Annotated in this window: 27 protein-coding genes and 1 pseudogene; 7 read left to right on the plus strand and 21 right to left on the minus strand. The window is 41.2% G+C overall.

Annotation, left to right across the window (positions count from 1 at the left end):
• Both R2B72_RS08595 and R2B72_RS08600 read right to left on the minus strand, forming a co-directional pair.
• Nucleotides 1-275 (minus strand): helix-turn-helix domain-containing protein (locus tag R2B72_RS08595; RefSeq protein ID WP_318616067.1); only part of this gene is annotated, 275 nt, incomplete at its 3' end.
• Between the two features lie 216 nt (nucleotides 276-491).
• Complete coding sequence (locus R2B72_RS08600) at nucleotides 492-1,088, minus strand: hypothetical protein (RefSeq protein WP_318616069.1); 597 nt, start codon at nucleotides 1,086-1,088, stop codon at nucleotides 492-494.
• A gap of 330 nt (nucleotides 1,089-1,418) precedes the next feature.
• On the opposite strand from R2B72_RS08600, the gene R2B72_RS08605 reads away from it, so the two are divergent.
• Entirely contained in the window at nucleotides 1,419-1,766 is a 348-nt protein-coding gene (locus R2B72_RS08605) for a DUF6173 family protein (protein WP_318616070.1), read from the plus strand.
• Between the two features lie 123 nt (nucleotides 1,767-1,889).
• Here the strand turns inward: R2B72_RS08605 and R2B72_RS08610 are convergent, their stop codons facing one another.
• The 6 genes from R2B72_RS08610 to R2B72_RS08635 form a co-directional block, all read right to left on the minus strand.
• The gene (locus R2B72_RS08610; RefSeq protein WP_318616071.1) at nucleotides 1,890-2,627 is read right to left on the minus strand and encodes a MerR family transcriptional regulator; all 738 of its coding nucleotides are present in this window, start codon (nucleotides 2,625-2,627) and stop codon (nucleotides 1,890-1,892) included.
• A 187-nt stretch (nucleotides 2,628-2,814) separates the two neighbouring features.
• Nucleotides 2,815-3,558: a MerR family transcriptional regulator gene (locus tag R2B72_RS08615; protein ID WP_318616072.1), complete on the minus strand. Its 744-nt coding sequence runs from the start codon at nucleotides 3,556-3,558 to the stop codon at nucleotides 2,815-2,817.
• A 131-nt stretch (nucleotides 3,559-3,689) separates the two neighbouring features.
• Complete coding sequence (locus R2B72_RS08620; protein ID WP_318616073.1) at nucleotides 3,690-4,109, minus strand: GyrI-like domain-containing protein; 420 nt, start codon at nucleotides 4,107-4,109, stop codon at nucleotides 3,690-3,692.
• 164 nt (nucleotides 4,110-4,273) lie between these two features.
• Nucleotides 4,274-5,734, minus strand: coding sequence for a carbon starvation protein A (locus tag R2B72_RS08625; protein ID WP_318616074.1), 1,461 nt, complete (start codon nucleotides 5,732-5,734; stop codon nucleotides 4,274-4,276).
• Nucleotides 5,735-5,871: 137 nt separating this feature from the next.
• On the minus strand, nucleotides 5,872-6,600 hold the full coding sequence (locus R2B72_RS08630) for a LytTR family DNA-binding domain-containing protein (RefSeq protein WP_318616075.1): 729 nt from the start codon (nucleotides 6,598-6,600) through the stop codon (nucleotides 5,872-5,874).
• Complete coding sequence (locus tag R2B72_RS08635) at nucleotides 6,600-8,339, minus strand: sensor histidine kinase (protein ID WP_318616076.1); 1,740 nt, start codon at nucleotides 8,337-8,339, stop codon at nucleotides 6,600-6,602. Before R2B72_RS08635 ends, R2B72_RS08630 begins: the two co-directional genes overlap by 1 nt.
• 343 nt (nucleotides 8,340-8,682) lie before the next feature.
• Between R2B72_RS08635 and R2B72_RS08640 the strand changes: the two are divergent.
• Nucleotides 8,683-8,811, plus strand: a pseudogene (locus R2B72_RS08640) (methyl-accepting chemotaxis protein); the annotation flags it as partial.
• Between the two features lie 122 nt (nucleotides 8,812-8,933).
• Nucleotides 8,934-9,101, plus strand: coding sequence for a hypothetical protein (locus R2B72_RS08645; RefSeq protein ID WP_318616079.1), 168 nt, complete (start codon nucleotides 8,934-8,936; stop codon nucleotides 9,099-9,101).
• Nucleotides 9,102-9,221: 120 nt separating this feature from the next.
• On the opposite strand, the gene R2B72_RS08650 is transcribed toward R2B72_RS08645, so the two are convergent.
• Both R2B72_RS08650 and R2B72_RS08655 read right to left on the minus strand, forming a co-directional pair.
• The gene (locus R2B72_RS08650) at nucleotides 9,222-9,623 is read right to left on the minus strand and encodes a hypothetical protein (protein WP_318616080.1); all 402 of its coding nucleotides are present in this window, start codon (nucleotides 9,621-9,623) and stop codon (nucleotides 9,222-9,224) included.
• Nucleotides 9,624-9,653: 30 nt separating this feature from the next.
• A complete protein-coding gene (locus R2B72_RS08655; protein WP_318616081.1) occupies nucleotides 9,654-10,166 on the minus strand; it encodes an HAD-IIIA family hydrolase in 513 nt (170 codons plus the stop codon).
• A gap of 158 nt (nucleotides 10,167-10,324) precedes the next feature.
• On the opposite strand from R2B72_RS08655, the gene R2B72_RS08660 reads away from it, so the two are divergent.
• A complete protein-coding gene (locus R2B72_RS08660) occupies nucleotides 10,325-10,615 on the plus strand; it encodes a hypothetical protein (protein ID WP_318616082.1) in 291 nt (96 codons plus the stop codon).
• Between the two features lie 91 nt (nucleotides 10,616-10,706).
• On the opposite strand, the gene R2B72_RS08665 is transcribed toward R2B72_RS08660, so the two are convergent.
• From R2B72_RS08665 to R2B72_RS08705, 9 genes are all read right to left on the minus strand, one after another.
• Complete coding sequence (locus R2B72_RS08665) at nucleotides 10,707-11,591, minus strand: ROK family protein (protein WP_318616083.1); 885 nt, start codon at nucleotides 11,589-11,591, stop codon at nucleotides 10,707-10,709.
• A gap of 25 nt (nucleotides 11,592-11,616) precedes the next feature.
• Complete coding sequence (locus R2B72_RS08670) at nucleotides 11,617-13,071, minus strand: glycoside hydrolase family 32 protein (protein ID WP_318616084.1); 1,455 nt, start codon at nucleotides 13,069-13,071, stop codon at nucleotides 11,617-11,619.
• An 18-nt stretch (nucleotides 13,072-13,089) separates the two neighbouring features.
• A complete protein-coding gene (locus tag R2B72_RS08675) occupies nucleotides 13,090-14,694 on the minus strand; it encodes an extracellular solute-binding protein (protein ID WP_318616086.1) in 1,605 nt (534 codons plus the stop codon).
• An 18-nt stretch (nucleotides 14,695-14,712) separates the two neighbouring features.
• On the minus strand, nucleotides 14,713-15,588 hold the full coding sequence (locus R2B72_RS08680) for a carbohydrate ABC transporter permease (RefSeq protein ID WP_318616087.1): 876 nt from the start codon (nucleotides 15,586-15,588) through the stop codon (nucleotides 14,713-14,715).
• Nucleotides 15,589-15,608: 20 nt separating this feature from the next.
• Nucleotides 15,609-16,550 (minus strand): ABC transporter permease, encoded by a 942-nt coding sequence (locus R2B72_RS08685; RefSeq protein ID WP_318616088.1) that lies wholly within the window; start codon nucleotides 16,548-16,550, stop codon nucleotides 15,609-15,611.
• Nucleotides 16,551-16,666: 116 nt separating this feature from the next.
• On the minus strand, nucleotides 16,667-17,632 hold the full coding sequence (locus tag R2B72_RS08690) for a LacI family DNA-binding transcriptional regulator (RefSeq protein WP_318616089.1): 966 nt from the start codon (nucleotides 17,630-17,632) through the stop codon (nucleotides 16,667-16,669).
• 104 nt (nucleotides 17,633-17,736) lie between these two features.
• Nucleotides 17,737-18,063 (minus strand): hypothetical protein, encoded by a 327-nt coding sequence (locus R2B72_RS08695; RefSeq protein ID WP_318616090.1) that lies wholly within the window; start codon nucleotides 18,061-18,063, stop codon nucleotides 17,737-17,739.
• Between the two features lie 382 nt (nucleotides 18,064-18,445).
• Complete coding sequence (locus tag R2B72_RS08700) at nucleotides 18,446-19,324, minus strand: DMT family transporter (RefSeq protein ID WP_318616091.1); 879 nt, start codon at nucleotides 19,322-19,324, stop codon at nucleotides 18,446-18,448.
• 281 nt (nucleotides 19,325-19,605) lie between these two features.
• Nucleotides 19,606-19,797 carry a YwbE family protein gene (locus R2B72_RS08705; RefSeq protein WP_203247923.1) on the minus strand — a complete coding sequence of 64 codons (192 nt, stop codon included), beginning with the start codon at nucleotides 19,795-19,797 and terminating at the stop codon, nucleotides 19,606-19,608.
• A 154-nt stretch (nucleotides 19,798-19,951) separates the two neighbouring features.
• Here R2B72_RS08705 and R2B72_RS08710 point away from each other — a divergent pair, with 154 nt between their 5' ends.
• Nucleotides 19,952-20,518: a hypothetical protein gene (locus tag R2B72_RS08710; protein ID WP_318616092.1), complete on the plus strand. Its 567-nt coding sequence runs from the start codon at nucleotides 19,952-19,954 to the stop codon at nucleotides 20,516-20,518.
• A 94-nt stretch (nucleotides 20,519-20,612) separates the two neighbouring features.
• Here R2B72_RS08710 and R2B72_RS08715 read toward each other — a convergent pair whose 3' ends face one another.
• Both R2B72_RS08715 and R2B72_RS08720 read right to left on the minus strand, forming a co-directional pair.
• Nucleotides 20,613-21,497 carry an aminoglycoside phosphotransferase family protein gene (locus R2B72_RS08715; protein ID WP_318616093.1) on the minus strand — a complete coding sequence of 295 codons (885 nt, stop codon included), beginning with the start codon at nucleotides 21,495-21,497 and terminating at the stop codon, nucleotides 20,613-20,615.
• A gap of 78 nt (nucleotides 21,498-21,575) precedes the next feature.
• Nucleotides 21,576-23,147 carry an amidohydrolase gene (locus R2B72_RS08720; RefSeq protein ID WP_318616094.1) on the minus strand — a complete coding sequence of 524 codons (1,572 nt, stop codon included), beginning with the start codon at nucleotides 23,145-23,147 and terminating at the stop codon, nucleotides 21,576-21,578.
• Nucleotides 23,148-23,234: 87 nt separating this feature from the next.
• On the opposite strand from R2B72_RS08720, the gene R2B72_RS08725 reads away from it, so the two are divergent.
• Both R2B72_RS08725 and pstB read left to right on the plus strand, forming a co-directional pair.
• Nucleotides 23,235-23,675, plus strand: coding sequence for a YtoQ family protein (locus tag R2B72_RS08725; protein WP_318616095.1), 441 nt, complete (start codon nucleotides 23,235-23,237; stop codon nucleotides 23,673-23,675).
• A gap of 208 nt (nucleotides 23,676-23,883) precedes the next feature.
• The gene (pstB, locus tag R2B72_RS08730) at nucleotides 23,884-24,657 is read left to right on the plus strand and encodes a phosphate ABC transporter ATP-binding protein PstB (RefSeq protein WP_318616243.1); all 774 of its coding nucleotides are present in this window, start codon (nucleotides 23,884-23,886) and stop codon (nucleotides 24,655-24,657) included.
• Nucleotides 24,658-24,744 lie beyond the last annotated feature (87 nt).

Below are 24,744 nucleotides of genomic sequence, written 5' to 3' on the forward strand. Positions count from 1 at the left end.
AAGAATTTTTTATAGGCTTCACATGCATCTTTGACCGCTTGTTTCGCAACATTGTTCGATACATCAAATAACCAGTTGAAATCATCCAGCTGTTTTATTTTAGTGATTTCTTTCCTCAAGTCATTGTCAGATATGAATTTGTTACCCTGTTTGTAGTTTTCCTGTTGCCGTGCAAGCGTCCAATTATAGACCCATCTCGCGGTACCTACCGATTTCCACATGATGATTTCTTGCGCTTTTGTCGGTTTCAACCTGACCTTCTTCCCTAGAATCATCAAAATCACCTCCGTACAAATCCTTTACCCTTTGCACGGAAAAAATATGCTTACTATCAATAGTCTTTCAACTATTTTTATAGTTTTTTATATGCTGTTCTAGTGCCTCCTTTTCGAAAATTATAGCATTCTATTAGAATATACTGATAACCATAACGAAATAGAAAGCAACTTCACCAAATAGGAAAAGTTGCTCTCTTGTAGGTTATGAATGTATTAAGCAAGCAAGCGAAACGCTAAATTCTTCCACACGCTTATGCGAACGGGTTGCCGCTCCTGCTGCCCTCTAATTTGAGATAAATAAGTCCGTAAATCGCCTTCAAACTCCTGTATTAAAAAAGGAACCTTTGTAAAATGATGGGGCTGTACCATATTCGGCTGAATCGCAAACATCCGCACGCCACCTTCATTGACCACCGTTGCCACAAACTGCGAACAGAAAAATGCACGATCACGCTCGATACCAATATTTAACGCAACCGCAAACAGCCCGATAAAATTATACTTATACTGCTCTTTACGGCGTTCAATTTGGCGGATCTTCTTGCGCATCCTATGATATTCCTCTTCACTAACCTCACAGCTAAAAATCATACAATCTGCCTCACGGAATATCCCCTCAGCCACATCCTCCTTCACAAAACCACCTACAAAAGGATTATGCCGCTGCTTCCGTCCAAAGCTGTACACCTCATTCAATTGCTCGTCAAAAGCGATTGAAGCGTGATTCAAATCCTTTCGCGTGTACAGTCCAATCGCCTTCGACAGCAACGTTCCTGTATCCGTTAAGACAATATATATGGTTTTCCCCACGACAATCAACCCCCACAATCTATTACATCTACTATGTACTTTTTGAATAGCAAACTAAACCGGCTATAGTTGGAAACTTCCTAAGCCCCGAGACCTAGTTCGCAACAGACAATCCAAACATTTTATAAACTCGTAATCTCCATACTTAATTATACGTCTTTCACTAGCTAAGAGTTTCATATTCTTGAAAATATTTAAAACTAAATGTGTCGTTTACTACACAGAGCACTCTATCAAAATGTTTTCAATCCGCAACTTTCAGGGTACATACATACTAACAGCCTCAATAACTTGTGTCCATCAAAACTCCAATAAAAGGAAGTGATTAAGATGATAAATAATTCACCGGAAATCCCACAACTTACACCAGCATCTGACAACGACGCTGCAACTATCGCTAACCAAGTCGTTGCAGCTGTCAATGCCTACAATCGCAAACTGAATCATGACCAAGAAGTCGGACTCATGCTTACATCATTCGGGCAGACCGTGACCGTCAACATCACCGGAATTGGCTTTATTGGCACAAGGTTAATAATGTTTAAAGGATTCCTCACGAACAACAATGCACCTGTTGAATTGTTACAGCATGTGTCACAGTTGAATTTTTTGTTGGTATCGTTGAAGCGGGACAATCCGCAGGAGGAGAGAAAGCATATTGGGTTTGTGGGAGAGTAAGTGTACAGTGTGCTATGTTTTTACAATAAAAAATGATAGCCTTCTGCGGTTAGGCAGAAAGCTATCATTTTTTTGTTTTACCCTATAGTGTGTGCGGAGATTATTTCAATCCACATCCCTCGTTTAAGAGGGATGACCATTATTCTTTCCATAGACCCCCATAGCCGCACACATAAACCTCGCCAACCCCTCCCCAAACTTATCAATATTCTTCGTAAACCGTTCATCATCCACATACATTTCACCGAGTCCTTTAAATGCCTCAAGTGAGTACGTTCCAAAATTAGTATTTAGCATGTTGAACCAATCGCCAATTGCCTCCTGTGCTTCGTCTGATTCTGGAGATGTGTTGCGAAGCGCGGCAAGATTAAAGTAGATGCGGTTCATCTCCTTCTGAATTTCAGGTCCAAACTGTGCAACTTTTTTGTTTGATTCGTCTACTGCCTTGTCACCCCAACGCTCCCTTGCTTCTTGTTCATATGGATTGTGGCTAAAGTCAAAGCCTTTAAACTTCTCTTCGTTCGTCATTGCATATTCCCCTTTTCCTTGTTGAATGGTCTTGTCAATCGTTGCAATCATACTATCGAGCTGCTTGCGTTTATCTAGCAACATTTCTCGCTGCATTTCAAAAGCCTCCTGGCGATTAAATGCGGGACTATCCAGCAGCTCTTTAATCCTCTTCAAAGAAAAGCCGAGTTCACGAAAGAACAATATTTGCTGCAGCGTTGCCAAATTATCGTCGGAATACAGTCGGTAGCCCGACTCCGTCGAATTATCCGGCGTTAGCAATCCAATGTCATCATAATGATGGAGTGTGCGCACACTGACACCGGTTAACTGTGATACTTCTTTCACTTTCATCACTCATGGCCTCCCTTTAAACTAACTATAAAGTATGACGTAACGTGAGAGTCAACAAGAAATAAGAACTTATTATTTCTTCAACTCAAGAGGACGTTCATACTGCCAAGTCCGTTCGTTAACAATAGTGTCCACTACATAAAAAAAGAAATCCAGGACTACACCGGGATCTCTTCTCCTTACACCTTTACACAATCGGCATCCAAATCTCAATAACATCCTCAGTTGCTCCTGCGGGATAGACATATCGCTCAAAATCATAGCACTCCCGCAGTTGGATATCCTTCATCTTAATAATAGCATCGTACGTAGCGGGAATCCCTGGAATGCCTCCCTCGACCGTAGCAACGATGAATTTACCTGAAGGGATAACAACCTCTTGCGTATTCGGGAAGCCTTCAGCGAGATTCGATTGGATACCAGCGATATAGTGGATTTCCTCTCCCTCCATCTTCAGACAAACTCCAAAAGACTCTTCCACGACGACGCCTTTATTGGCAATTTCCACATTTAACTTTTCCCATTCGGCAGGAATTTGTGCAACAGGTCCTATTAATCCATACCCCTTTACTGTCATTTCTTCCATTTCAACAATTCTTGTTTCCATATAAGACTCCCCCTTGTTTAAATAACTTTCAATCGCTTCCATCGTCTGACTCAAACCCTCCATTTCGAGCTCGATTTGCTGTCTCCTTTTCACTAACAACGACTCCATTTGTCCGTCTCCTTCCGCGAGAATAGCCGAGAGGGATACCCCAAATCGCCTCAATGTTTTGATCCGAACTAGTTGTTGTTGCTCCATTTGCGAATAAAAACGGTAGCCTGTTTCTTGATTAATGAAAGCAGGTTTAATAAGTCCCATTTCTTCATAATGCTTTATGGCTTTCACCGTGACACCTACAAGGCGAGCCGTTTTTCCAATCGACAGCATGAACACCCCTCCTTCTTTAATAACTATAAACCTATCCGTTAGGTGTGAGTCAATAGGCGCGAGCATGGGACTACACCGCTACTATTCGCAGAAGAACGCGAATGGTTTCAGTGGCCTAGCACCCGCGAAACTTACTCAATCGGCAGCCAAACCTCTATCTCATAGCCCTCCGAACCTACTGGATGAATATAGCGCTCCAAGCTAATGCTATTGCGCATTTGAATGCCCTCCATGCGCATCAATGCAGTAAACGTTATGGAAATGGCGGAAACTCCACCTTCTACCGCAGCAACAAGGAATTTACCAGCGGGTACAACAGCTTCTTCCGCCTCAACAAGTCCATCTCCAAGCTCCGATTGAATGCCCGCAAGATAGTGAATTTCCCGATCCTTCATCGCCAAACAAAGCCCGAATGATTCTTCCGCTACAATACTTTTTTCAGCCAGTTGTGCATTCAATACATCCCATATACCCGGTATGTCAGACAGCGGCCCCCTCAATCCAAATCCTCTCACCGTAAATGCCTCAACCTCAATAATACGTGTGTCCATCTATCTCTCCTCCTTACCTTCATTATTAGTAAGTATACCTGTTGAAAATCCAATCTTAAACTTCTAGTAATCAAGGGATTAGAAGTTCATGCTCCCCCTATTTCACCACAAAAAAAGCTTGTTGAGAAACCAATTTGGTTCCTCAACAAGCTTTAAATCATTATTCAAGCCAACTTTCTTTCATTCACGTCCACATTATCCACCACAATATCCGTCTCAATCTTATTCGCTCTATTATGCTTCGCTTTCACAAAGAACAGCACTGCCAAAATAGCCGTTAAGACGATTCCAATGTAGTAGGATAGCTGCAAGTCTAGGCTAAATCCAATCTTGGCGTTTAAGATATAGACAAAGACCATATAGCTGATGAACAGTGCCGGGACGAGCGATACAAAGTAGTTCTTACCTTTAACGAACAGATACATCGTCGCAATCCACAACGCAATCGCCGCGGTTGCTTGGTTCGCCCAAGAGAAGTATCTCCACAGAAGGTTGAAGTCAATTTGCGTTAGTAAAGCAGATACCGCGAACAATGGCACAGCTATCATCAAACGTTTCGCCACTTTTTTCTGGTCAATCTTCAGATAATCCGCAATGATTGAACGTGCTGCACGGAACGCTGTATCACCCGATGTAATCGGCAGTACGACAGCCCCCAATACCGCGATTGTTCCACCAATAGCTCCTAACAATGTCATGGACACTTCATTGACTACTGAAGAAGGTGTGCCTGATTTGATGAATTCACTTAATGTTTGTCCGTCTAATAGACTCATTGCCGCAGCAGCCCAGATCATCGCAATGACCGCTTCTGTAATCATCATGCCGTAGAATACATAACGACCTTGTGATTCTTTTTGAGTTGTTCTAGAAATAATTGGCGACTGTGTTGCGTGGAAGCCAGATAGCGCACCACATGTAATTGTAAAGAATAAAATCGGGAAAATTGGAAGATTATCCGGGTGTAAGTTCGCTAACGTCAGTTCTGGAATTGTATAATCCGAGAACAGTAAAGCCCCTCCAACCCCAACAGTACCAATTAATAACACAGCCCCAAAGTACGGGTATAATCTACCGATAATTTTATCAATCGGAAGAATTGTAGATAAGAAATAATAAGCAAAAATGACTGTAATCAATATTCCTACCGCTATTTTACCATTCATTAATATTGCCAATAAAGATGCCGGTGTTGTTACAAATACAGTTCCAACTAATAGTAGAAGTAAAAGTGCGAAAACGTTTACAATATGCTTGGAAACGTTACCTAAGAACTTTCCAGCAAGCTCCGGAATATGCGCACCTTTGTTACGAATGGAGATCATACCCGTTAAATAGTCATGAACAGCTCCCGCGAAAATCGCTCCAAACACAATCCATAAGAAAGCAACGGGACCGAATAACGCCCCCATAATCGGACCGAAAATCGGACCTGTTCCAGCTATATTTAATAGTTGGATTAACGCATTCTTTTGTTTGTGCATCGGCACGTAGTCAATGCCATCCGCATTGGCATACGCAGGTGTTTTCCGTGCATCCGTAGGATCGAAAATCTTTTCAATGAATTTCCCATACGTGAAATATCCAACAACTAATAGTAAAATTGCGCTAAAAAATGTAATCATGTCATACCCCCTATTTGATCTATCTCTTTTACCATTCCATATATTTAGTGTATGGCAAATCTTCTAAAATAGATGTTTTTGGGCACAACATGTCAGTTTAAGAGTTTAACATGTAAATAGAGATGGATAACATGTCACTACAATTCCAAACGCTGCCGTAAATCTTTCACGTAATTTCTACTGACCGACAGCTTTGCATCCAAACCTTCCAATTCCAGCTGATAGGCCCCATTAAACCATGGCGTTAATCGGCTGACGTACTTCAGGTTAACGAGATAGCCTTTATGAATCCGAAAAAAAGAGAAAGGTACTAAGCGACTTTCCAACTCCTTCAACGTTGTCCTCACTTCATAATCATCCGTTTGCGTAATAATTTTTGTTACTTTTTCATCTCGATAAATATACAAAATATCCTGTGGCAAAATATAATCGATGTCGCCATCTGTTTCCACTGCCAACTTCCCAGGTTTCTCTGTGTTATCAACTGACGGCGCCGGATGTAACGTCTTGACAATTCGCTCTATCGTTTGCTTTAACTGCTCCTCGTCATACGGTTTTAATAAATAATCGATCGCGTTAATGCGAAAGGCTTCCGCCGCGAATTGTGGATAAGCCGTTGCAAAAATGATAAGTGGCACTTTTTTTAATTCTACCAACGTTTTAGCCACCTCAATGCCATTCATCTTAGGCATCTCGACATCCAAAAAAACAACATCTGGCTGAAGTTGTAATGCTTTTAAAACAGCCGCTTCCCCACTCTCGGCCTCCCCAACCACTTGAACGCTTGGAAACTTGCTTAGTAAATACGTTAATTCATCACGTGCATATCGTTCGTCGTCTACGATCAAAGTACGGATCGTCCCCATTAGACACTTCCCCCCCATTTAGGAATTCGAAATGAAATAGCTGTTCCTTCATTCTCTATGCTTGCAATCGATAAAGCAGCTTGTTCGCCAAACGTCATTTGTAAGCGACGATTGATATTAAATAGCCCTACGCCAGTTCCCGTTTCAGACTCCAACTGCATCGTGCCCAAAACCGCTAGTCGCCCAGGTGCTATTCCTTTGCCGTTGTCTTCCACCTTAATTTCAATTTCCGCGCCAAGATCACGCACCGTCATGTGCACCACACTATTTTTCTCCATATCATTAATGCCATGATGGATGGCATTTTCAACGATGGGCTGTAAGGTGAAGGGTGGAATTTTTTCTTGTAATAAATGATCATCAACGTCATACGAAATGGTCAACCGATCTATAAATCGTGCTTCTATAATTTCTAAATACGCTTTAACATGCAATAACTCTTGTTCAAGTGTTATTTGAGATGCGGTTGTACCTGTAACGTTTTGTCGCAAAAAGTAGGACAATGACGTCAGTAGTTTCCGTGCTTGATCCGGATCCGTACGAATCAGCGACACAATAATATTCATGGAGTTAAATAAAAAGTGGGGACTGATTTGTGCTTGTAACGCTTTGATTTCAGCCTCTTTCGCCAATTGGTAGGCGCGATCTGTTTCGGCAATTTCTAGCTGGTTACTCAATAGCGAGCTTAATCCGGCAATTAATTCGATACTTACATCTGTAATGACTTTTTCAGATGGATAGTACAGTTTCAACGTGCCAATCGTTTCGCCGCGCCGAATAAGTGGTGCAATGACGGCTGCTCCTAATCGACAGCCTGGATAATCGCAGTGAATGGTGCCGTCATTGACAACAACCAACTTGCCATGATGAATGACATCCTTCGTTTCATCCGTCCGAATCGGGGTGCCTACCTTATGATGATCACTGGCAATCCCGACATGCGCAAGAATATGCGTTTGATTGGTCATGGCGACAGCACTGGGCTTTAATTCACAAAACAGAATATCGCAAACTGTTTGTGTCGTATCTGCGTTCATACCTTTCCGCAAATAACCAAGGGTCTGATTCGCAATGCGCAACGTTTTCTGCGCCTGCAATGCCGTCACTTTCTCTTGTTCACTGATCACATTATGGACAATCAATAGAAATAGCGCAGTTCCAACACCATTTGCCAAAATCATTGGTAGCCCAATGACCTCTACCAATGAAACCGCTTGCTCAAATGGTCTGGATATTAACAGAATCATAGACATTTGCATCGCTTCCGCAAGTGCCCCGATGCCAAAAACAGTAAGCGGTTTAAGCGCTTTCCCTTTTCGATAAAAAGCACCGGCGACCACACCTGCAATAATGGTAGACAGTCCACAAGAAATGGCCGTAAATCCGCCCAACGTCATACGATGGATACCCGCAATCAGCCCAGCACCAATTCCCACGCGGTAACCACCTAACAAACCAGCGACAACCACTCCAATGACACGTGAATTCGCTATGGCCTCCTCCGACGTTAATACCGTTGCAACACTAGTAAAATGCAATGTATTCATATTAAGCGCGACCCCAAAATACGTGCCCACAATACCAAAAAAGCCAAAAAACAAAATCGCCGTAATCTCCTGCCTGCGATTCAATTTATCACGATGCACCAAGTTTTTAAAAAACTGAAAACGAGTCAAAATGAAAGCAACCGCAACAATCATACCAACACGCTCCAGCATTATAACCAGCAAGTCAAACAACTGAACATCACCTCATTTATAAAACACATTGTTTAAATTATACTGTAAACGTGTAGGGATACATATCTTTATTTTCAGTCAACGAGATGCCAGTGACATTAAAACAATTATCCGCATGACAGCCTGCAAGACACCGGTAATCTTTTGCGTAATGACGTTATGATTTGAATGAGTATCGTAATAAAACATATCAAAAGTGAAAACAAAACAGCCAGAAACCCTTAGTATAATAAGAATTTCTAGCTGTTTATGAATACTGCATGTTCAATTCATCCGCTCGGAAGAATTCAATTATTGAGAGTAGGTTAGCTTAGAACACACAAAAAGAAGTGTGGAGAATATTATTAAGTCAATCTCAGATCAAACGAATCTATTAGCATTGAATGTTTCTATTGAATCTGCACGTACAGGTGAGCATGGAAGAGGATTTGGCGTAGTTGCAAATGAAATGCGTAAACCATCAGAGCAAACAAAAAATCGATTATTGACGTATCAAACTTACTTTCCGAAACAAAAATCCAAGTAAATAATGTTTTATCTTCAAGATATAATATTATTCAAATCGGATCTAATATAATGGCGGAGACAAATCTCGTGTTTGAAGAAATAATAAATTCGATGCGAATAAACAAGCACCAGAATAAATTGATTGAAAATGAAATAGATTCTTTCATAAATGTATTAACAGAAATATCAAGTGCATCATCACAAGTTGCAACGATTGCTGATGGATTAAATCAATTAACTCAACAATTGAACTAAAGCATTTCTCCAGGTACCTGTTATGCCCTGCATTTAAAATCAGTCAGAGAGTTGACTGGCTTTTTCGTAATATAGATATACCTATAAATTTGTGGAATCCGATGGTATGTGTAACCTTCATTATTTGTTTTTCAACACAAGTTTTTCACTTTTATCATTCCAACTCACTTCTAGCATTAACTCATCTTCACTAGTCGTAGAAGGACTATTAGAACTTAGCATCTTTCCTTTGTATATGCCTTTTTCGTTTAATAAAATCTCGTTTGCACTGTATTCTAACGCTCCATTATGACTTGATTCCACACGATAACCGAACGTGTCAATGGCTTTCAAGTCATCGCCCCTGTAGTTGAGTTGAATTGTATAGATTTCATCTCCACCAGTCTGACTAACTGTGATTGTCCCTAACCATTGATCGCCTTCACCGGTAAATAGCAATTCTTTGCTTTGACATCCAGATAATAATAATAATAATAATAATAAAATCGCTACAAATAAAATTGATAGAAATAGTTGTTTCAAAGTACCCTCTCCCTCAAACGGGTGATTATATTATAAATAACCAAGTAAGTCTTTTAAGTTTTTGATTTCATAAACTCCTTCATTAATATAGGAAGAACCCACTCCTATTCCAAACCCCCTCATCCCCATATTGATAGCTAATTCAACATCTACTATTGAATCACCAATTATAAAAGATTCGTCAATATTTATGCCAGTGTATTTCTTTATAGCCTCTGTAATCATCCCAGTTTGAGGTTTAATGCAGGTGCACCCCTCTGTCCTGCTATGCGGACAGTAAAATATATCTAAGATTTTCACTCCCTGACGAGTTAGCTCATCCATTATCTTTTCCGTAATATCCTCATACTGTTCAAACGATATAAATCCTTCATTTAATAAATACTGGTTCGTAATAATGATAATTTCATAGCCATGTTGATTTACACTTCTCAATGTTTCAATTGCATCAGCAAGAAACACTGGATTGTCGATGTGTGTCCATTCGTGATCTGGATAGTCTTCAATAATCGTTCCATCCCTGTCAAAGAACGCTACCTTCATTGTAATCCTCCTACTCCCTCTCGGATAAGCCCTGTGCTTTAGACGCTTTGGTTGCAATAAAGTTCAGAATTTTCTTTTATCTAAGATTGTTTCTCTCCCTATATGTACATAGTAAGCACAAAGGAGATCTTTCAGCGCTCTATACCTTATGGCAATCAATGATAAATCTTTTAGCACTCTGTCTAGTCGAGTTTCTACTCTTTGCAAAGCCTGAACAACGGCAGCAAATACGCAAGTATTTCCTACTGGCTTTCGGTTTGCTCACATTGAACCTAGCCCTGCTATTCCATTATCATTTTTTCGACCAGCAATCACTCGCAGGACTACGTGTAACGACAGTACCATACACCATTCTCTTGATTGTTATGGTTATCGGTGCCGCCTTACAATTCTCATCAGGCATCCTGCTCTTCATGATGGAACGTAAAAGAACCCGTCCTTTTCAATGAAAGGACGGGCCAGTTCTTCGTATCATGGGTTTACCAGCGAGTTTCGACATTTACCGGCGACTTCACGGACTTTACCAGCGACTCTCGACATTTACCGGCTACTCCCCTCGCCCAACTCAGCCTTCGCCAAATAAAACGCACCTTTAATCGCCGACAACCCTTCAATACCAGGTGTGACAATATAATCAGCAATCTGATCTTCTAGCTGCGGGAAAGCCAAGTAATGATTATTCATCGCTTGCAGATGTTTGTAAATCACGGGCAACACTTGTCTTTGCTTCATCACGCCACCACCTAAAATAATTCTTTCGGGTGATAGCGTTAGAATATACGTCATTAACGCTTGCGCTATATAATAGCCTTCGATTTCCCACACTTCAGTCCGCTCTTTCAGCAACACGGCTTTTTCATTCCATCTCTTTTCAATCGCTGGTCCAGCAGCCAATCCCTCTAAACAATCTTGGTGGAATGGACAAACCCCCTCAAAAGAGTCTTCAGGATGCCTTCTAACCATGATATGCCCCATCTCAGGGTGACTGATTCCTTGCAGCATCTTGCCATTATTCACCGCGCCCACGCCGATTCCCGTTCCAACTGTCATATAAATACAACTGTCGACATCTTGGGCTGCCCCAAACTTCGCCTCTCCCAACGCCGCAATATTGACATCTGTATCGAACACCATCGGAACATCCAAGTGCTCTTTTAACGATGATAGGATATTAAAATGCTGCCACGCTACTTTAGGTGTCGTTGTAATGCAGCCGTAATTCGTAGAGTTTGGGTTAATATCAGCCGGACCAAATGCCCCCACACCTAGCGCTTGAATATCAAATCGTTGAAAGAATCCCTGTACTTTCTTCATTGTCTCCACAGGGGTTGTTGTTGGAATTTCAATTTGCTCAATCACATTGAAACCCATATCCCCCACGGCACAGACAAACTTTGTTCCACCTGCTTCAATTGCACCTAGCAAGATAAATTCTCCTCTCTACTACGTATCATGAGTGGGATGCTGAAATATAGCTATTTGTTAGCTCGATAGCTCCGCCTGATGCGAATAAGACAATTTCTTCACAGACCTTATCCGGATAAATCAAGCTCGTTACAGCATAAGCACCCTCATTCAAGAATATTTCAATAGAAGAAGAATCTACAATAATACGCAATTTCACCTGATTTGTAGCCTGCAAATTCAACTCTTGACGATTCGAAAAGTTTTCCGAGAATGTGATCTCTCCCGAATACTTTCGATCCAACGTGACACGATTTGTCTCTGTGTCTATCGTAAGCACCGTTTTTTGACTTTCCGTATGAGATACCACGACACCGAATTGCTTCGCGTCATGATTATCAATCGCTAAAACAATCTCCACACTCGACCTATCGACAGCAAATGTTTTTCGCTCTTCACTGTTGATCAATACATCATCAATTTCAACAACTTTCGTAAAGTATGGATCTAGCTCCTTAACAGGATTTTGAACGACCAGCAACTGATCTCCAACATGTTGTAGCGCTAACGTTCTCGGTAGCGTCATCTGACTTCTCCAACCCTCAGTTGGTACTTCGTTGGCATAGCGCCAATTACTCATCCAGCCCAGATAGATTCTTCGACCATCCTCCGAAGGAATATCTGAAAAACTCACTCCAGCGTAATTGTCTTTACCAAAGTCTAGCCACTGAATCTCTTGGTTGTCAGCTGTAAAAGTAGAGCCATCAAAAGAACCTATAAAGTATTGCGTTCTTGAACCACTATCAAATTGAGGGTTGTCCCCAATACTGACCAACAATACCCACTTCTTCTTTTCACTATTGTCCACGGCTAATTCAAATAGATCAGGACATTCCCAAACGCCGTCATGAGAACCAATATTATCGCCAAACTCGCTTTCAAACTGCCAGTCTATTAAATTCAGTGACGAGTAAAAAGTTACCGTTTGTCCTGTTGCTAACGTCATCAGCCACTTTTTCGTTTCCGCATGCCAAAATACTTTCGGATCCCTAAAATCTACTTTTGTTGGGTGCCCGAGTACAGGATTCCCTTCGTACTTCGTCCACGTTCGCCCCTGGTCATGACTATAAGCAAGACTTTGGGTTTGAATGGCCGGCGTTCCATCAGCCTTATCCAAATGATGCGTAAAAATCGCTACAATTCCTGGCTCATCCGGGAAAAAACCTGATGTATTATGCCAATCGACTACGGCACTTCCTGAAAAAATGGTCCCTAGTTCATCTGGATATAACGCAATCGGAAGCTCCTGCCAGTCAATCATATCCTTGCTGACAGCATGGCCCCAATGCATAGGGCCCCATACGCTGTCATTTGGATTATGCTGAAAGAATAAATGATATTCACCTTTAAAATAAACCATTCCGTTCGGATCATTCATCCAATTTTTCTGTGGTGCAAAGTGTAAGGTTGGTCTATACTTCTCAAGATTATTAGTAGTCAATCACTATTTCCTCCTCTGTTAGTTTGAATTTCGGTCATAACCATCTTGTTTAATTTGTAGCCATGTAGGGAACTTCAATCGATCTAGCTCTGCTAAATACTCATCCCACTCGTCTTCAGCTTTTCCAGTTTTAATCCACTCTGCTCGCTTTCTGTGGACATAAGCGAATAAATCTGCTTCGATCGTCGATAGTTCTTTTAACTCATCAAGAGAGAAAAATACTTTTGGATATATATTGTCGGCATACATATGTGGCGACATGACTTCCTTCATTAAATTCAGTCTGCCTACTGCATCATCTGGTTTTGTCGTAACAGTGCCATAGTATCCATCGAGAATAGCTAATGGTCCGCCAATATTTGTTTTTTGTCTTAGCTCGCCAGGTGCAGTTCCTTCCAATGGAAGATGTTTTAGCATATTGGCACTTTCGTCAAACTCAAAGATATTTTGTTGCTCTGTATCGCCATAAGTGCCCCAGTTATTTTGCACAGATTGCACTGGATCATAAAGTTGGTCAATCCATTTGGCCGTTAACTCCAAGTTTTTATTGGCACTTGTAATAACCATTCTGCCTCGGTCAAAGCCCATTCCGTTTGTACGTGCAACATGGACATTGCCTTCAGCATCAGCGAGTGGGGGCATTAGCTCATATTTATCGTTATCGCCACTAATATTAGCTTTATCCCATGTGAAATATAGACCGAACTTCTCGTCTTTCCCTTTAGCCACATACGTATTGAAGTCTTGTTCGAAAGCTTCTTCATCAATTAAGTTATTTTTATAGAGGTCAGCAAAATACATCATGGCATCACGATAGCCTTCTTCAGCTGCGGTAAAAACGACTTCACCTTCATTGGAAACGACTGTATGATCCCAGTTATCACCCAAGCCAAATGGATTGAACAAAAACGCAAGATCCTCCCCACCTTTGTTAATGATGAAAGAAAGTGGGATTTCGTCTGCTTGACCATTGCCGTTTGGATCGTCACTTTTGAAGGCTAGCAACACTTCTTTTAGCTCTTCTGCATTGGTTGGCATGTCCAATCCCAAATTGTTCAGCCACTCCACGTTAATCCATGGGAATGTATCAATGGAGTGAATACTTTCTTTCCCTTCGCCCAATTCCTCAATCCATGGAAAAGCATAAATATGACCGTCTGCTGTCGTAATCATAGATTTGTATTCCGGTCTTTCCTCCAATACTTTTTTAAAGTTAGGCATGTACTGGTCGATGAGATCTTCCACAGGAATAATCGTGCCATCCTTCCCTAACTTTTGAAGATCATAGTCACTATAGGCAGCATCTAAAATTGCATCTGGTAAATCACCACTCGCAACCGTCAAGTTTCTCTTTTCAATAAACGAATCACTCGTATAGTTTTTCCATTCAATATTGACACCCGTTTTTTCCGCTAATCGTTTGTAAATTAACTTGTCATTCGGATCTGTCGGTGCTAAAGGTGAGCTTTGTGTCATGAATTTTAAGCTTACTGCTTCTTCCAATGGAAATGTGACATCTTTCAGCTCATATTCTTCAGATGACGTACCACTATCCTTGCTACATCCCGCAAATAATAACCCCGTAACGAGTAAAGCTGCTAGTGCTTTGTTGCTCTTCTTCATACTAAAACCCCCATTTTTTTATTTTATTGAACCAACCATTACGCCTTTTTCAAAATACTTCTGGAAGAAAGGATACATAATGATTAGAGGTAAACTAGAAAGAATAATAGATGAGTATTTAATCATTTCCGACATCTTTTTCAACTCTGCCATGGCAAGCTGGTCGCCAATCATTCCTGGCTGCACCTCATTTTGAATAAGTATAGAACGTAATACTAATTGCAATGGATGCAATTTAGCATCCTCTAAGTAAATCATGGCGTCAAAATAAGAATTCCATTGCCCTACAAAGGCATATAAGGCAAGAACAAAAATAATCGGTTTAGATAGCGGTAAAATAATCTTGAAGAATATAAGTAAATCAGATGCCCCATCGATTTTTGCCGCTTCTTGGAGTTCCTTAGGAATGGCTTTGAAATACGTTCTAGCTAAAATAATATTCCAGACACTAATCGCACCTGGCAAAATAATAGCCCATATGCTATTTAACATCCCTAGATCCTTGACCACTAAATACGTAGGGATTAAACCACCACTGAAAAACATCGTGATGAGGAAGAAGATCATAATGACTTTCGTACCTCTAAAGCCCTCAACCGATAATGGATAAGCAGCTAGTACGGAAACAATAACTGTCGACAATGCAAATCCAACTGAATACAGAATCGAGTAAAAGAACCCTCTAATAATCGCTTCGTTTTGCAAAATTTTTACATAGCCTTGCACACTCCAATCGTCCGGATTGAACGATATGCCTTTGCTTAGCAAGACGTTAGGTTCTAAAAACGAAGCTAACAGCACATAGAGCAATGGCAACAGAATAATCAACGTCGCAATAATGAGGACATACTTATTTATCATGAGCAGAAATCGATCTTTTTTCGAATAATTCATATCTCTACCTTGTCCCCCTTTTAATAAAGACCTTCACCTTCATTAAGTTTTTTAACCACGTAGTTCACAAAAATAAGCAAAATCACATTGATAATGGAGTTAAATAATCCGACTGCCGATGAGTACGCATAGTCTCCGGCTTGTAGCCCCACTTTGTAAACATAGGTTGCAATAATTTCAGACGTTGGAATATTCATGGCGGTTTGCATCAAATAGGCTTTCTCAAATCCAATGCCCATGATTCCACCTGCCGCAAGAATAAATAGAACAGCCATCATCGGTTTTAATGTTGGAAGATCGATATGCTTTACTCTTTGCAACAATGATGCTCCGTCAATGGTTGCTGCATCATGTAGCTGAGGATCCACATTAGAAAGCGCTGCCACATAAATGATGGAAGCCCAACCTGCACCTTGCCAAATACCCGAAAGAATATAGATGGATACAAATGCATCTGGATCAGACATGAACGAAATCGGCTTGTCCATGAAAAACGATAAAATCGCATTAATGGGTCCTGTTGGTGATAAGAAGATAAACAGCATCCCTGTAATGACAACAACCGAGATAAAATTCGGTGCATACAGAACTAGTTGAATATTTTTTTTAATGGATGCTCGTTTCACCTGATTTAACATTAATGCTAGAATAATCGGTACCGGAAATCCTAACACCAGGCCATAAACACTTAATTTAAGCGTATTCATGAAAATGTCTCCAAAGTTGGGGGACGTTAAAAACTTTGTAAAATGCTCGAATCCTACCCAATCACTTCCCCATATGCCTTTCATAGGACTAAAATCTTTAAAAGCAATAATAGACCCGTACATCGGAATATACTTAAAGATAATTGTTAAAATAATCGCAGGGGCTAAAAATAAATACAGCGTGTAATTTTGAATCATATACCGTAACAAACTTTGTTTCTTATGAGGTACGTTTGTTTTTGTATCAGTGGTCATTTCTATGCATAGCCCCCTTAAATGTTTTTCGATTTGTGAGTTAATAATATGTCAACCGCTTTCATATGTCAACCGCTTGACATAAAATAAATTTTAAAAACCTAATCTTATGAAAATTAGGTTGTCTCATTGATTAACAACTGAACAGGCAACGCTGTTTCATAGGGGCCTGTAAGTTCAGAATTATCGATCATATCCATCAATTTTTCCACAGATGTTTTAGCAATTTCCTCAATCGGTTGTTTAATCGTCGTGAGCTGAGGTAAAAAGCTTCTCGTCGTTTTCGTTCCATCATAGCCAATGACCTTTAATTGCTCCGGAACCCGAATATTCAATTCCCTAGCTACTTGCAAACAGGCAGCCGCCATTAAATCATCACTGGCAAAAATACCATCTGTTTCAGGACGTTCGACTAAAATTTTTCTGATTGATAATACAATATCCTCATCATCAAACTGTATCTCATATGTAATGGGGTTTTCGACCAGATCCTCATAGGCTTTTCTTCTATATTGTGCAGGTGTTTCTAATTCAAGAGGACCGTTAATATGAATAATTGAACGACAGCCACGATCAATTAAATGCTGAACCGCCAATTTGCCACCCATGTAATTATCAGAACCCACTACGGGTATTGTAGGTGCCAAGTAATGGTCAATCGCAACAATTGGAAGCTTTGGATACTTATAAGTATCGATTCCCCGGTTATATGAACAGACAATGATACCATCTACTTGATGTCGAATCAGCATCGTCGAATATGCTTTCTCTTTTTCAAGTTGCCCTGAACTATTGCAAAGAATAATTTTATAACCTAAAGAAGAGCAGATATTCTCAATATACAACGATAATTCACCAAAAAAAGGATTACTAACCGTCGGGACGATTAGTCCAATAAAATTCGTTCTCTTTTTGAACAGAGACCTAGCAACGTCATTGGGGTAGTAATTCAATTCTTTGATCGCATTTTGCACTTTTTCTTTCGTCTGTTCACTAATATACCCTCTATTATTCAACACTCGAGATACTGTAGTTGGAGATACGCCTGCTACCTTCGCAACATCTTCTAATTTCACTTTCATAATGTGTCTCCTTAATAAAGTATTTTTATTCCCAATATTAATTACATCTTAGCATATACCACTAGCTGATTACTTGCTAAAGAAGGCTTATAGGGCAGGAATGTCTATAATCGAAAGCGTATTCCTAGGTGATAATGATGTCCTTTAGACCTGATGAAATGAATGGCGACCATTTCTGCAACTTGTTCCCCAACCATATAATATAAAACTTGCACCCAATCCACATCCTGCATATTAGAATAAACAATGTCATCAAGAACAAATATATCCGCTTCAGCGTTTCCCAGGAAATCTTTTGGTGTTGGGTTCCCTATTACTGTGTTAATTTCTATCCAAACTTTCTGCGGCTTTTCTCCTGATACATCATCATTTGAACACCTCGGCAGTGTAAGTCTCATGAACACCATTACCGCCATTAGCCATCTATTCACACATATCCCTCCATGTAGAATAGACAATATGAATTAAGGAGCTGAAATCATAGATCATACATTTTGATAGGTGAACAGTACATTAATGGTTTGTTAAAATCGCCGTAGCAAAAAGATCTATTTAAAAAGACCGCAACGATGTGAGTGCATCGATACGGTACTTATACTAACTGGTTCCGAAAAGGGATCAGTGTCCTAGGATGAAATAATCTACCCGGAGCGTTCAACTCAAGGGTGGATTATTTCTTTTGTGATACGGAATATACCGTGACAGGTACAAGAATCGGGATGCTGTCCCCCTTGAAAACCCTATTCTATTATTCTCCCATTAAACCAAACACGTGTTCTTAGCAACAAAACAAGATGATTAAATGAATGCCTATTACTGTAAACTGACTTTCTTCCTCTTCAAAAACCCAAACTTCGTTTCAGATATAACAATTGCCACAAGAATCAGCACTGCACCAATAATCATTTTCGCCGTCATCACTTCACTTAAAATCACAACCGAAAAGGCCATACCCCACAAGGCTTCTGTCGATAAAATGATCGCCGCTTTAGTTTCTGTAATATATTTTTGAGCCACGGTTTGCAATAAGTAGGCTATCGTTGTCGAGAATAATCCCAAGTAAAGGAGTGGCAATAGCCCTTCCGTTTCCATTGAAAACGACGTTTCTCCTTTGAAGATGACAACCATCCAGCTAATCACTGCTGCCACTGCCATTTGAACGATTGTCAGCAGAACGGCATCCTCGTCTTTAACAAATTTGGCTGTGTAAAAAATATGGAACGCAAATCCAACCGCGCAACATAAAGTCAACAAATCACCGACATTCACTTCCGCCGATAATTTAAGCGATAACACTGCCACGCCAACCAAAGCAATCACTGCCCCACTCATTTCAAATAAATCGATTTTTCTCTTGTACAATAAAAAGCCGATGAAAGGAACGATGACGACATTGACTGCAGTTAAAAACGCATTTTTAGAAGGGGTCGTATATTGCAATCCTACTGTTTGAAGCACAAAAGCCACATACAAAAATAGTCCTAATATCGTTCCTTTCACAAGCGTACTTTTCTTAATATCCTTCAACTTTTTATTAAATAAAGCACATAAAATGAGTACGCCGATTAAAAATCTTCCTGCTAAAAGCTGATATGGCGTGTAATGTTCCAATGACATTGCACTGGCTACAAATCCACTTCCCCAAATGATTGCTGTAATAATGAGTCCTATTTCGCCGATATATTTCCGCATAATCCACCGCCATTTTCTTAATAATCCTATTATAGCGGATTATTAAGTTCTGCGAGGATTTCTTTTACAGTTCCCATTGTCGTCAAATGCGCACTTTCCTCATTCCACGATCGACACATATCCCGGCTTCTAAATAATATCCTTCCCTTGCTCTGACAAATTCCAATCGATAAATTCAGCAACATGCGGATTTTCATGTTTTATTCACTTGAAAGGATGATTGCTAAACATATTCCAAATTAGCAGAACATAAAAAAAGATCCACCTCGGATCTTTTTTCATTACAATATGTCACAAACCCGTCCAACCTGTCCGTCTTCAAGGCGTACTTTAATGCCATGTGGGTGAAAGCTTGAGTTGGTCAATAAATCCTTCACGACACCCTCGGTTTTCACACCTGTTCGTTGGTCTTTCTTTAAAATGACCGCTACTTTTAAACCTGGTTTAACATCTGCACGATTTTGTCCGTTCATTGAGTAATCTTCCCTTCTTTTTGATGCATCCACTCGTTATCCACTTATTAGCTCTAGTCTAACATAAAGAGGGTGAGGTTATTGTACAATAGACTCAACACAATTTTACTAATTCGGCAGGTCTATATTAATAGAAGACTGGGGGTTTAAAGCAATGAAAAAAAGATTAATAATGGCTCTTATTTTCATTTTAGCAATAGGTGGTTTTACTCTTTATAAAATTTATAATGACAATGTAATTCATCAATCCAAAAGTATAGCTTCCGCAGTAATGTTCGAAAGTATTGACGACCTGGCTAATTCTTCCGACTTAGTTATAAAGGGAATAATTTCTGAAGGTTTCACAGAATTAGATAGACAGCTTACAGATAAACTAACCACAGAACATATTTATAAATTTATCGTAACAGAAGTAGTAACTAATAATTCCAGTGATGAAATTATTATTGGAGATGAACTTACTATTAGTCGATCCATCTCGTTTAAACAAGGAAGCTCTACGTACAACTTATTGGAAGGTAGCTCTGAAAACCTCGAAACGGGGAATTATTTATTATTCTTAAATCAAAACCCACTAGACAAAACTCAATACACAATCGTGTCTCCTAATCATCTTTATAAAGAAATGAGAAAGAGTAAATATAGAAACCTTATTGGTGGAACAGCAATAAATGAAATTGGGGAGAGTGAAATCTCTAATTTAAAGGAATTGACCAGATAACTAAAAAAACAACCTCCCCTTTGGAAGGTTGTTTTAAAAATTGTCAATATCGCAACGACTAGCATGGCAAACATAAAAGTTACCATTCTATATTTCATTCCAAAACCAAACTCCCCACAAACGCATCCATCCGCTGTTCCATCATCTCATCCGTCAACCCCGTCACACCAAAAGCCTCCCAGCCACTATAAACAGTAGGCGGCCCGTCTAAGAAATCGAATGCCGAGACAATATCCCAATACAAATCGTAGGTAAATGAAGAGCCTGCATGCTTTTTATAGGCTTCCAAAAATAAATCTGCGACCTCCACGCTATACAGTAACGCCAAATTCACTCGGCAATGCCCCACATCAATTCCCGCTGGTCCAATGCAAGCATTTGGCCAATCGACGACGCCACTCACTTCATCACCCAACCACAATACATTCGCGGGATGAAAATCGCGGTGAATGAACGTTTCACGGAATGCTGGCATCTTTCCCTGTAATCGTTCAAACGCCGACTGCCATACAGCTGATTTCTTTGTCCATTCTGGGAGTTGGACTGCATCCCGATGCGTATAGGAAGCATATTTCCAAGAGAAATCATCCGCTTCCACACGATGAATCATTGCTAGTATTTTCGCCAATCCATCGGTCCACTTCACAAAATCACTCGGTAAAAGTTCAACCTGCCCACCAACTTTCGTCATCAGAATAGACGGCAACCCACTTGCCTCGCCTGTTTCATCAAACGCAATGAGCAATGGCGCTGGAAGCCCGCTCGCCGAGGCTTTCCGGAGACTCGCCGCCTCATGCTGGACAAGATCAGGTTCCTCCATAAGCCATTCGGCATTGTCGAACTGGCGTAACACGACTGTTGATGTTTCAGATACCACTTCATGAAGAATAGAAGATGTACTGCCCGGCAGTCGTTTCATAGACTGAACTGCAATGCCAATTTCTTGCTGTATCCAACAATTCACTTCGTTAATTGTCATTATCTCATCTCACTTACCACGAAATAGCATTTTTGCGCGGGTAGAGACTGCTTTTGCGCGCACGGCCGCCGCCCAAAATCACTCACTTCGATACATCACTTCCCCCGCAACAACCGTCATCACAACGCTTGCCCCAACAATCTCTTCCACATCCACCACAAATAAATCCCTATCCAGCACAGTAAAATCAGCGTCAAACCCCACTGCTAACTTCCCTCGCACATCCTTCTTACCAATAGTCCCCGCACTTCCCGTTGTAAACAAGCCAACCGCCTCAAAGCGGCTCAGCTTTTCATCCGCCAAATAGCCCGCGTGCGTTTCACCTGGTTTCCGACGTGCCACGGCCGCATAAATACCAAGCAATGGATCTACCTCTTCAATCGGAGCATCCGATCCACCACCACAAATAAACCCGCGATCGAGCAGCTTTTTCCATGCATACGCCCAATCAAGACGGTCCTCGCCTAATCGATCCATCACCCACGGAAAATCCGACGACACAAACACAGGCTGTAAATCCAGGATAACCGGCAACTGCGCCATACGTTCCACCAAATCATCACGCAACACATTGACATGAATCAAGCGATCGCGTTTCCCTTCAGGCACAGGATGTTTTTCAATAGCATCCAATGCTTTTTCCACAGCAGCATCCCCGATGACATGGACAGCAATCGCCTGACCATATTTCCGTGCCATTGCCACAAGTGCATCGATTTCTTCATCAGTCACTACCGTCATACCCGATGTTTCAGGTGTATCCGCATACGGCGCACTCAGCAATGCCGTTTTTCCACCAAGCGCTCCGTCGATGAAAAACTTCATTTCACCCGGCTCAATCCATGGCTCACTATACGTCGCCTTTTCTTCCATCAACTGCTTGAAAACAGTAGATCTCCGGAGCAAATGCGCACGGAATTTCTTCTCCGGACCAATAACATTTTTGAACGCTTGCAAAGGATTGCTGTAATCGCCGTAATAACCAAGATCATCTGTCACTCCCCCCGTTAAACCAAATGACAGTAAATCATCAACTGATTTTCGTAAAGCACGCGTCAATGATTGTTCGGTCGGCTCTGGAATGAGTGCCAGCACCGCATCCATAGCACCTTCCTTCAGAAACCCTGTAGGCTCACCATTTTCATCCCGCACAATGACACCATCTACCGGGTCTAGCGTATCTTTCGTAATGCCCGCAAGCTCCAGCGCTTTGGAATTCGCCAATACCGCGTGTCGACATGCCCGTTTCAACACCATCGGCGAAACCGTCACCTGATCCAATTCCTGACGCGTAAAAATCTTTTTATCAGGGAAATTATTTTCATTCCACCCTTCCCCCATAAACCACTCGTCCGCCGCTAATCCCTCGTGTGCTCCCAGTAACATGTCCATCATCTGTTCAGCAGACGCTGCTTTGGATAAATCCAGACTCAGCAACTTCTCACCATGACCAATCATATGCATATGACTATCGATGAATCCGGGATACAACACTGCCCCGTTTAAATCGATTGCCTCATCAGCTTGCCCCTTCAACGCTTCATACGTTCCAATCGCAATGATCTTGCCATCTTCCGTCAGCAACGCTTCTACTTGGTCGCCTTCCTGTTGCATCGTATACATCTTACCGTTATGCCATACTGTTTTCATCCCAAATCCCCCTATCTCTACTGCTATTGTAAACTTTCAGACAATTTTCTGCTACAATGAAAGTGAATCATAGGGAGGTATATAATTATGCGATTAACCGTTTACCTAGCAGGAGAAATTCACAGTTCATGGCGTGAAGAAGTGAAACTGAAAATAGCAGCACTCAACTTACCAATCGACTTCGTGGGGCCAATGGAAGATCATGACCGTTCCGACAATATTGGTGAAGAAATTTTAGGCAAGCAGCCTAGTGCCATTTTCAAAGATGCCGCAGCATCCAACTTCAATAATTTGCGTACAGAGGTTTTAATGAAGAAAGCCGATATCGTCATCGCCCTATTCGGCGAACAATATAAACAATGGAATACCGCAATGGATGCCAGCGCGGCCGTTGCATTCGGCAAACCACTCATCCTCATTCGAAGCGAAGCACATCACCACGCACTGAAAGAACTATCCCGCAAAGCCCACGCCACCGTCGAAACCGTCGACCAAGCCATAAAGGCATTGCACTATATTTTTGAATAAAATCGGAAGGACCTCACTTTAACGAGGTCCTTTTGTCATTTACAAACTCTTAACATTCCCTTCATACTCCCTCAACATTCCAAAGCTATGATAAGTAAAGCAAGCGCACTTACAACAATAAGTTCGACTAAATAGAGCTCCAACATCAATGAGGAGGATACTCATGACCTTACAATTAGAGCGTACAAAGGATGTAAAACTTCACGTTATGGAAAATACAAAATGGCACAAACCCGTCTACGAAACGAATGGCTTGAACCTGTGGTATGGATCATCCCATGCACTTAAAAATATAGATCTTTCTATCAATGAAAAAGAAGTGACCGCCATCATCGGCCCTTCAGGCTGTGGGAAATCCACATATTTAAAAACATTGAACCGAATGGTAGAACTTGTACCTGACGTCACGATTTCAGGCAACTTAACTTTCCAAGGTAACAACATTCTTGGCAAAGCAATGCCTGTTGAATTGCTACGCTCGAAAGTCGGCATGGTGTTCCAAAAGCCGAATCCATTCCCGAAATCCATTTATGAAAACGTGGCTTTCGGTCCAAAAATTCACGGCATCCGCAACAAAGCAATGCTCGACATGGTCGTTGAAGACAGCTTACGCAAAGCCGCTCTGTGGGATGAAGTGAAAGATCGTCTGCACAAAAGCGCCTACGGACTTTCCGGCGGGCAGCAACAACGTCTCTGTATCGCCCGTTGCCTTGCAGTCGACCCCGAAGTCATTCTAATGGATGAACCAACATCGGCTCTCGATCCTGTCTCGACACATAAAGTCGAAGAACTCATTGCCGCCATTAAAAACGACGTCACCATCGCCATCGTCACGCACAACATGCAACAAGCTGCCCGTATCTCAGATCGCACCGCCTTTTTCCTCAATGGCGAAATCGTCGAATGTGATCGCACGGCCACCATCTTCAACAACCCAGCCGATCCATTAACAAACGACTACATTAACGGCCGTTTCGGGTAATTATTTCTATCCATAATAATTGAACTGACGAACATGTTAACTACAATCCAGCGAAGGCGCCTTACAGGGGTAGCTGAAGCGATAAGA

The sequence above is a fragment of the Sporosarcina sp. YIM B06819 genome, from assembly GCF_033485175.1.
GTDB lineage: Bacteria > Bacillota > Bacilli > Bacillales_A > Planococcaceae > Sporosarcina.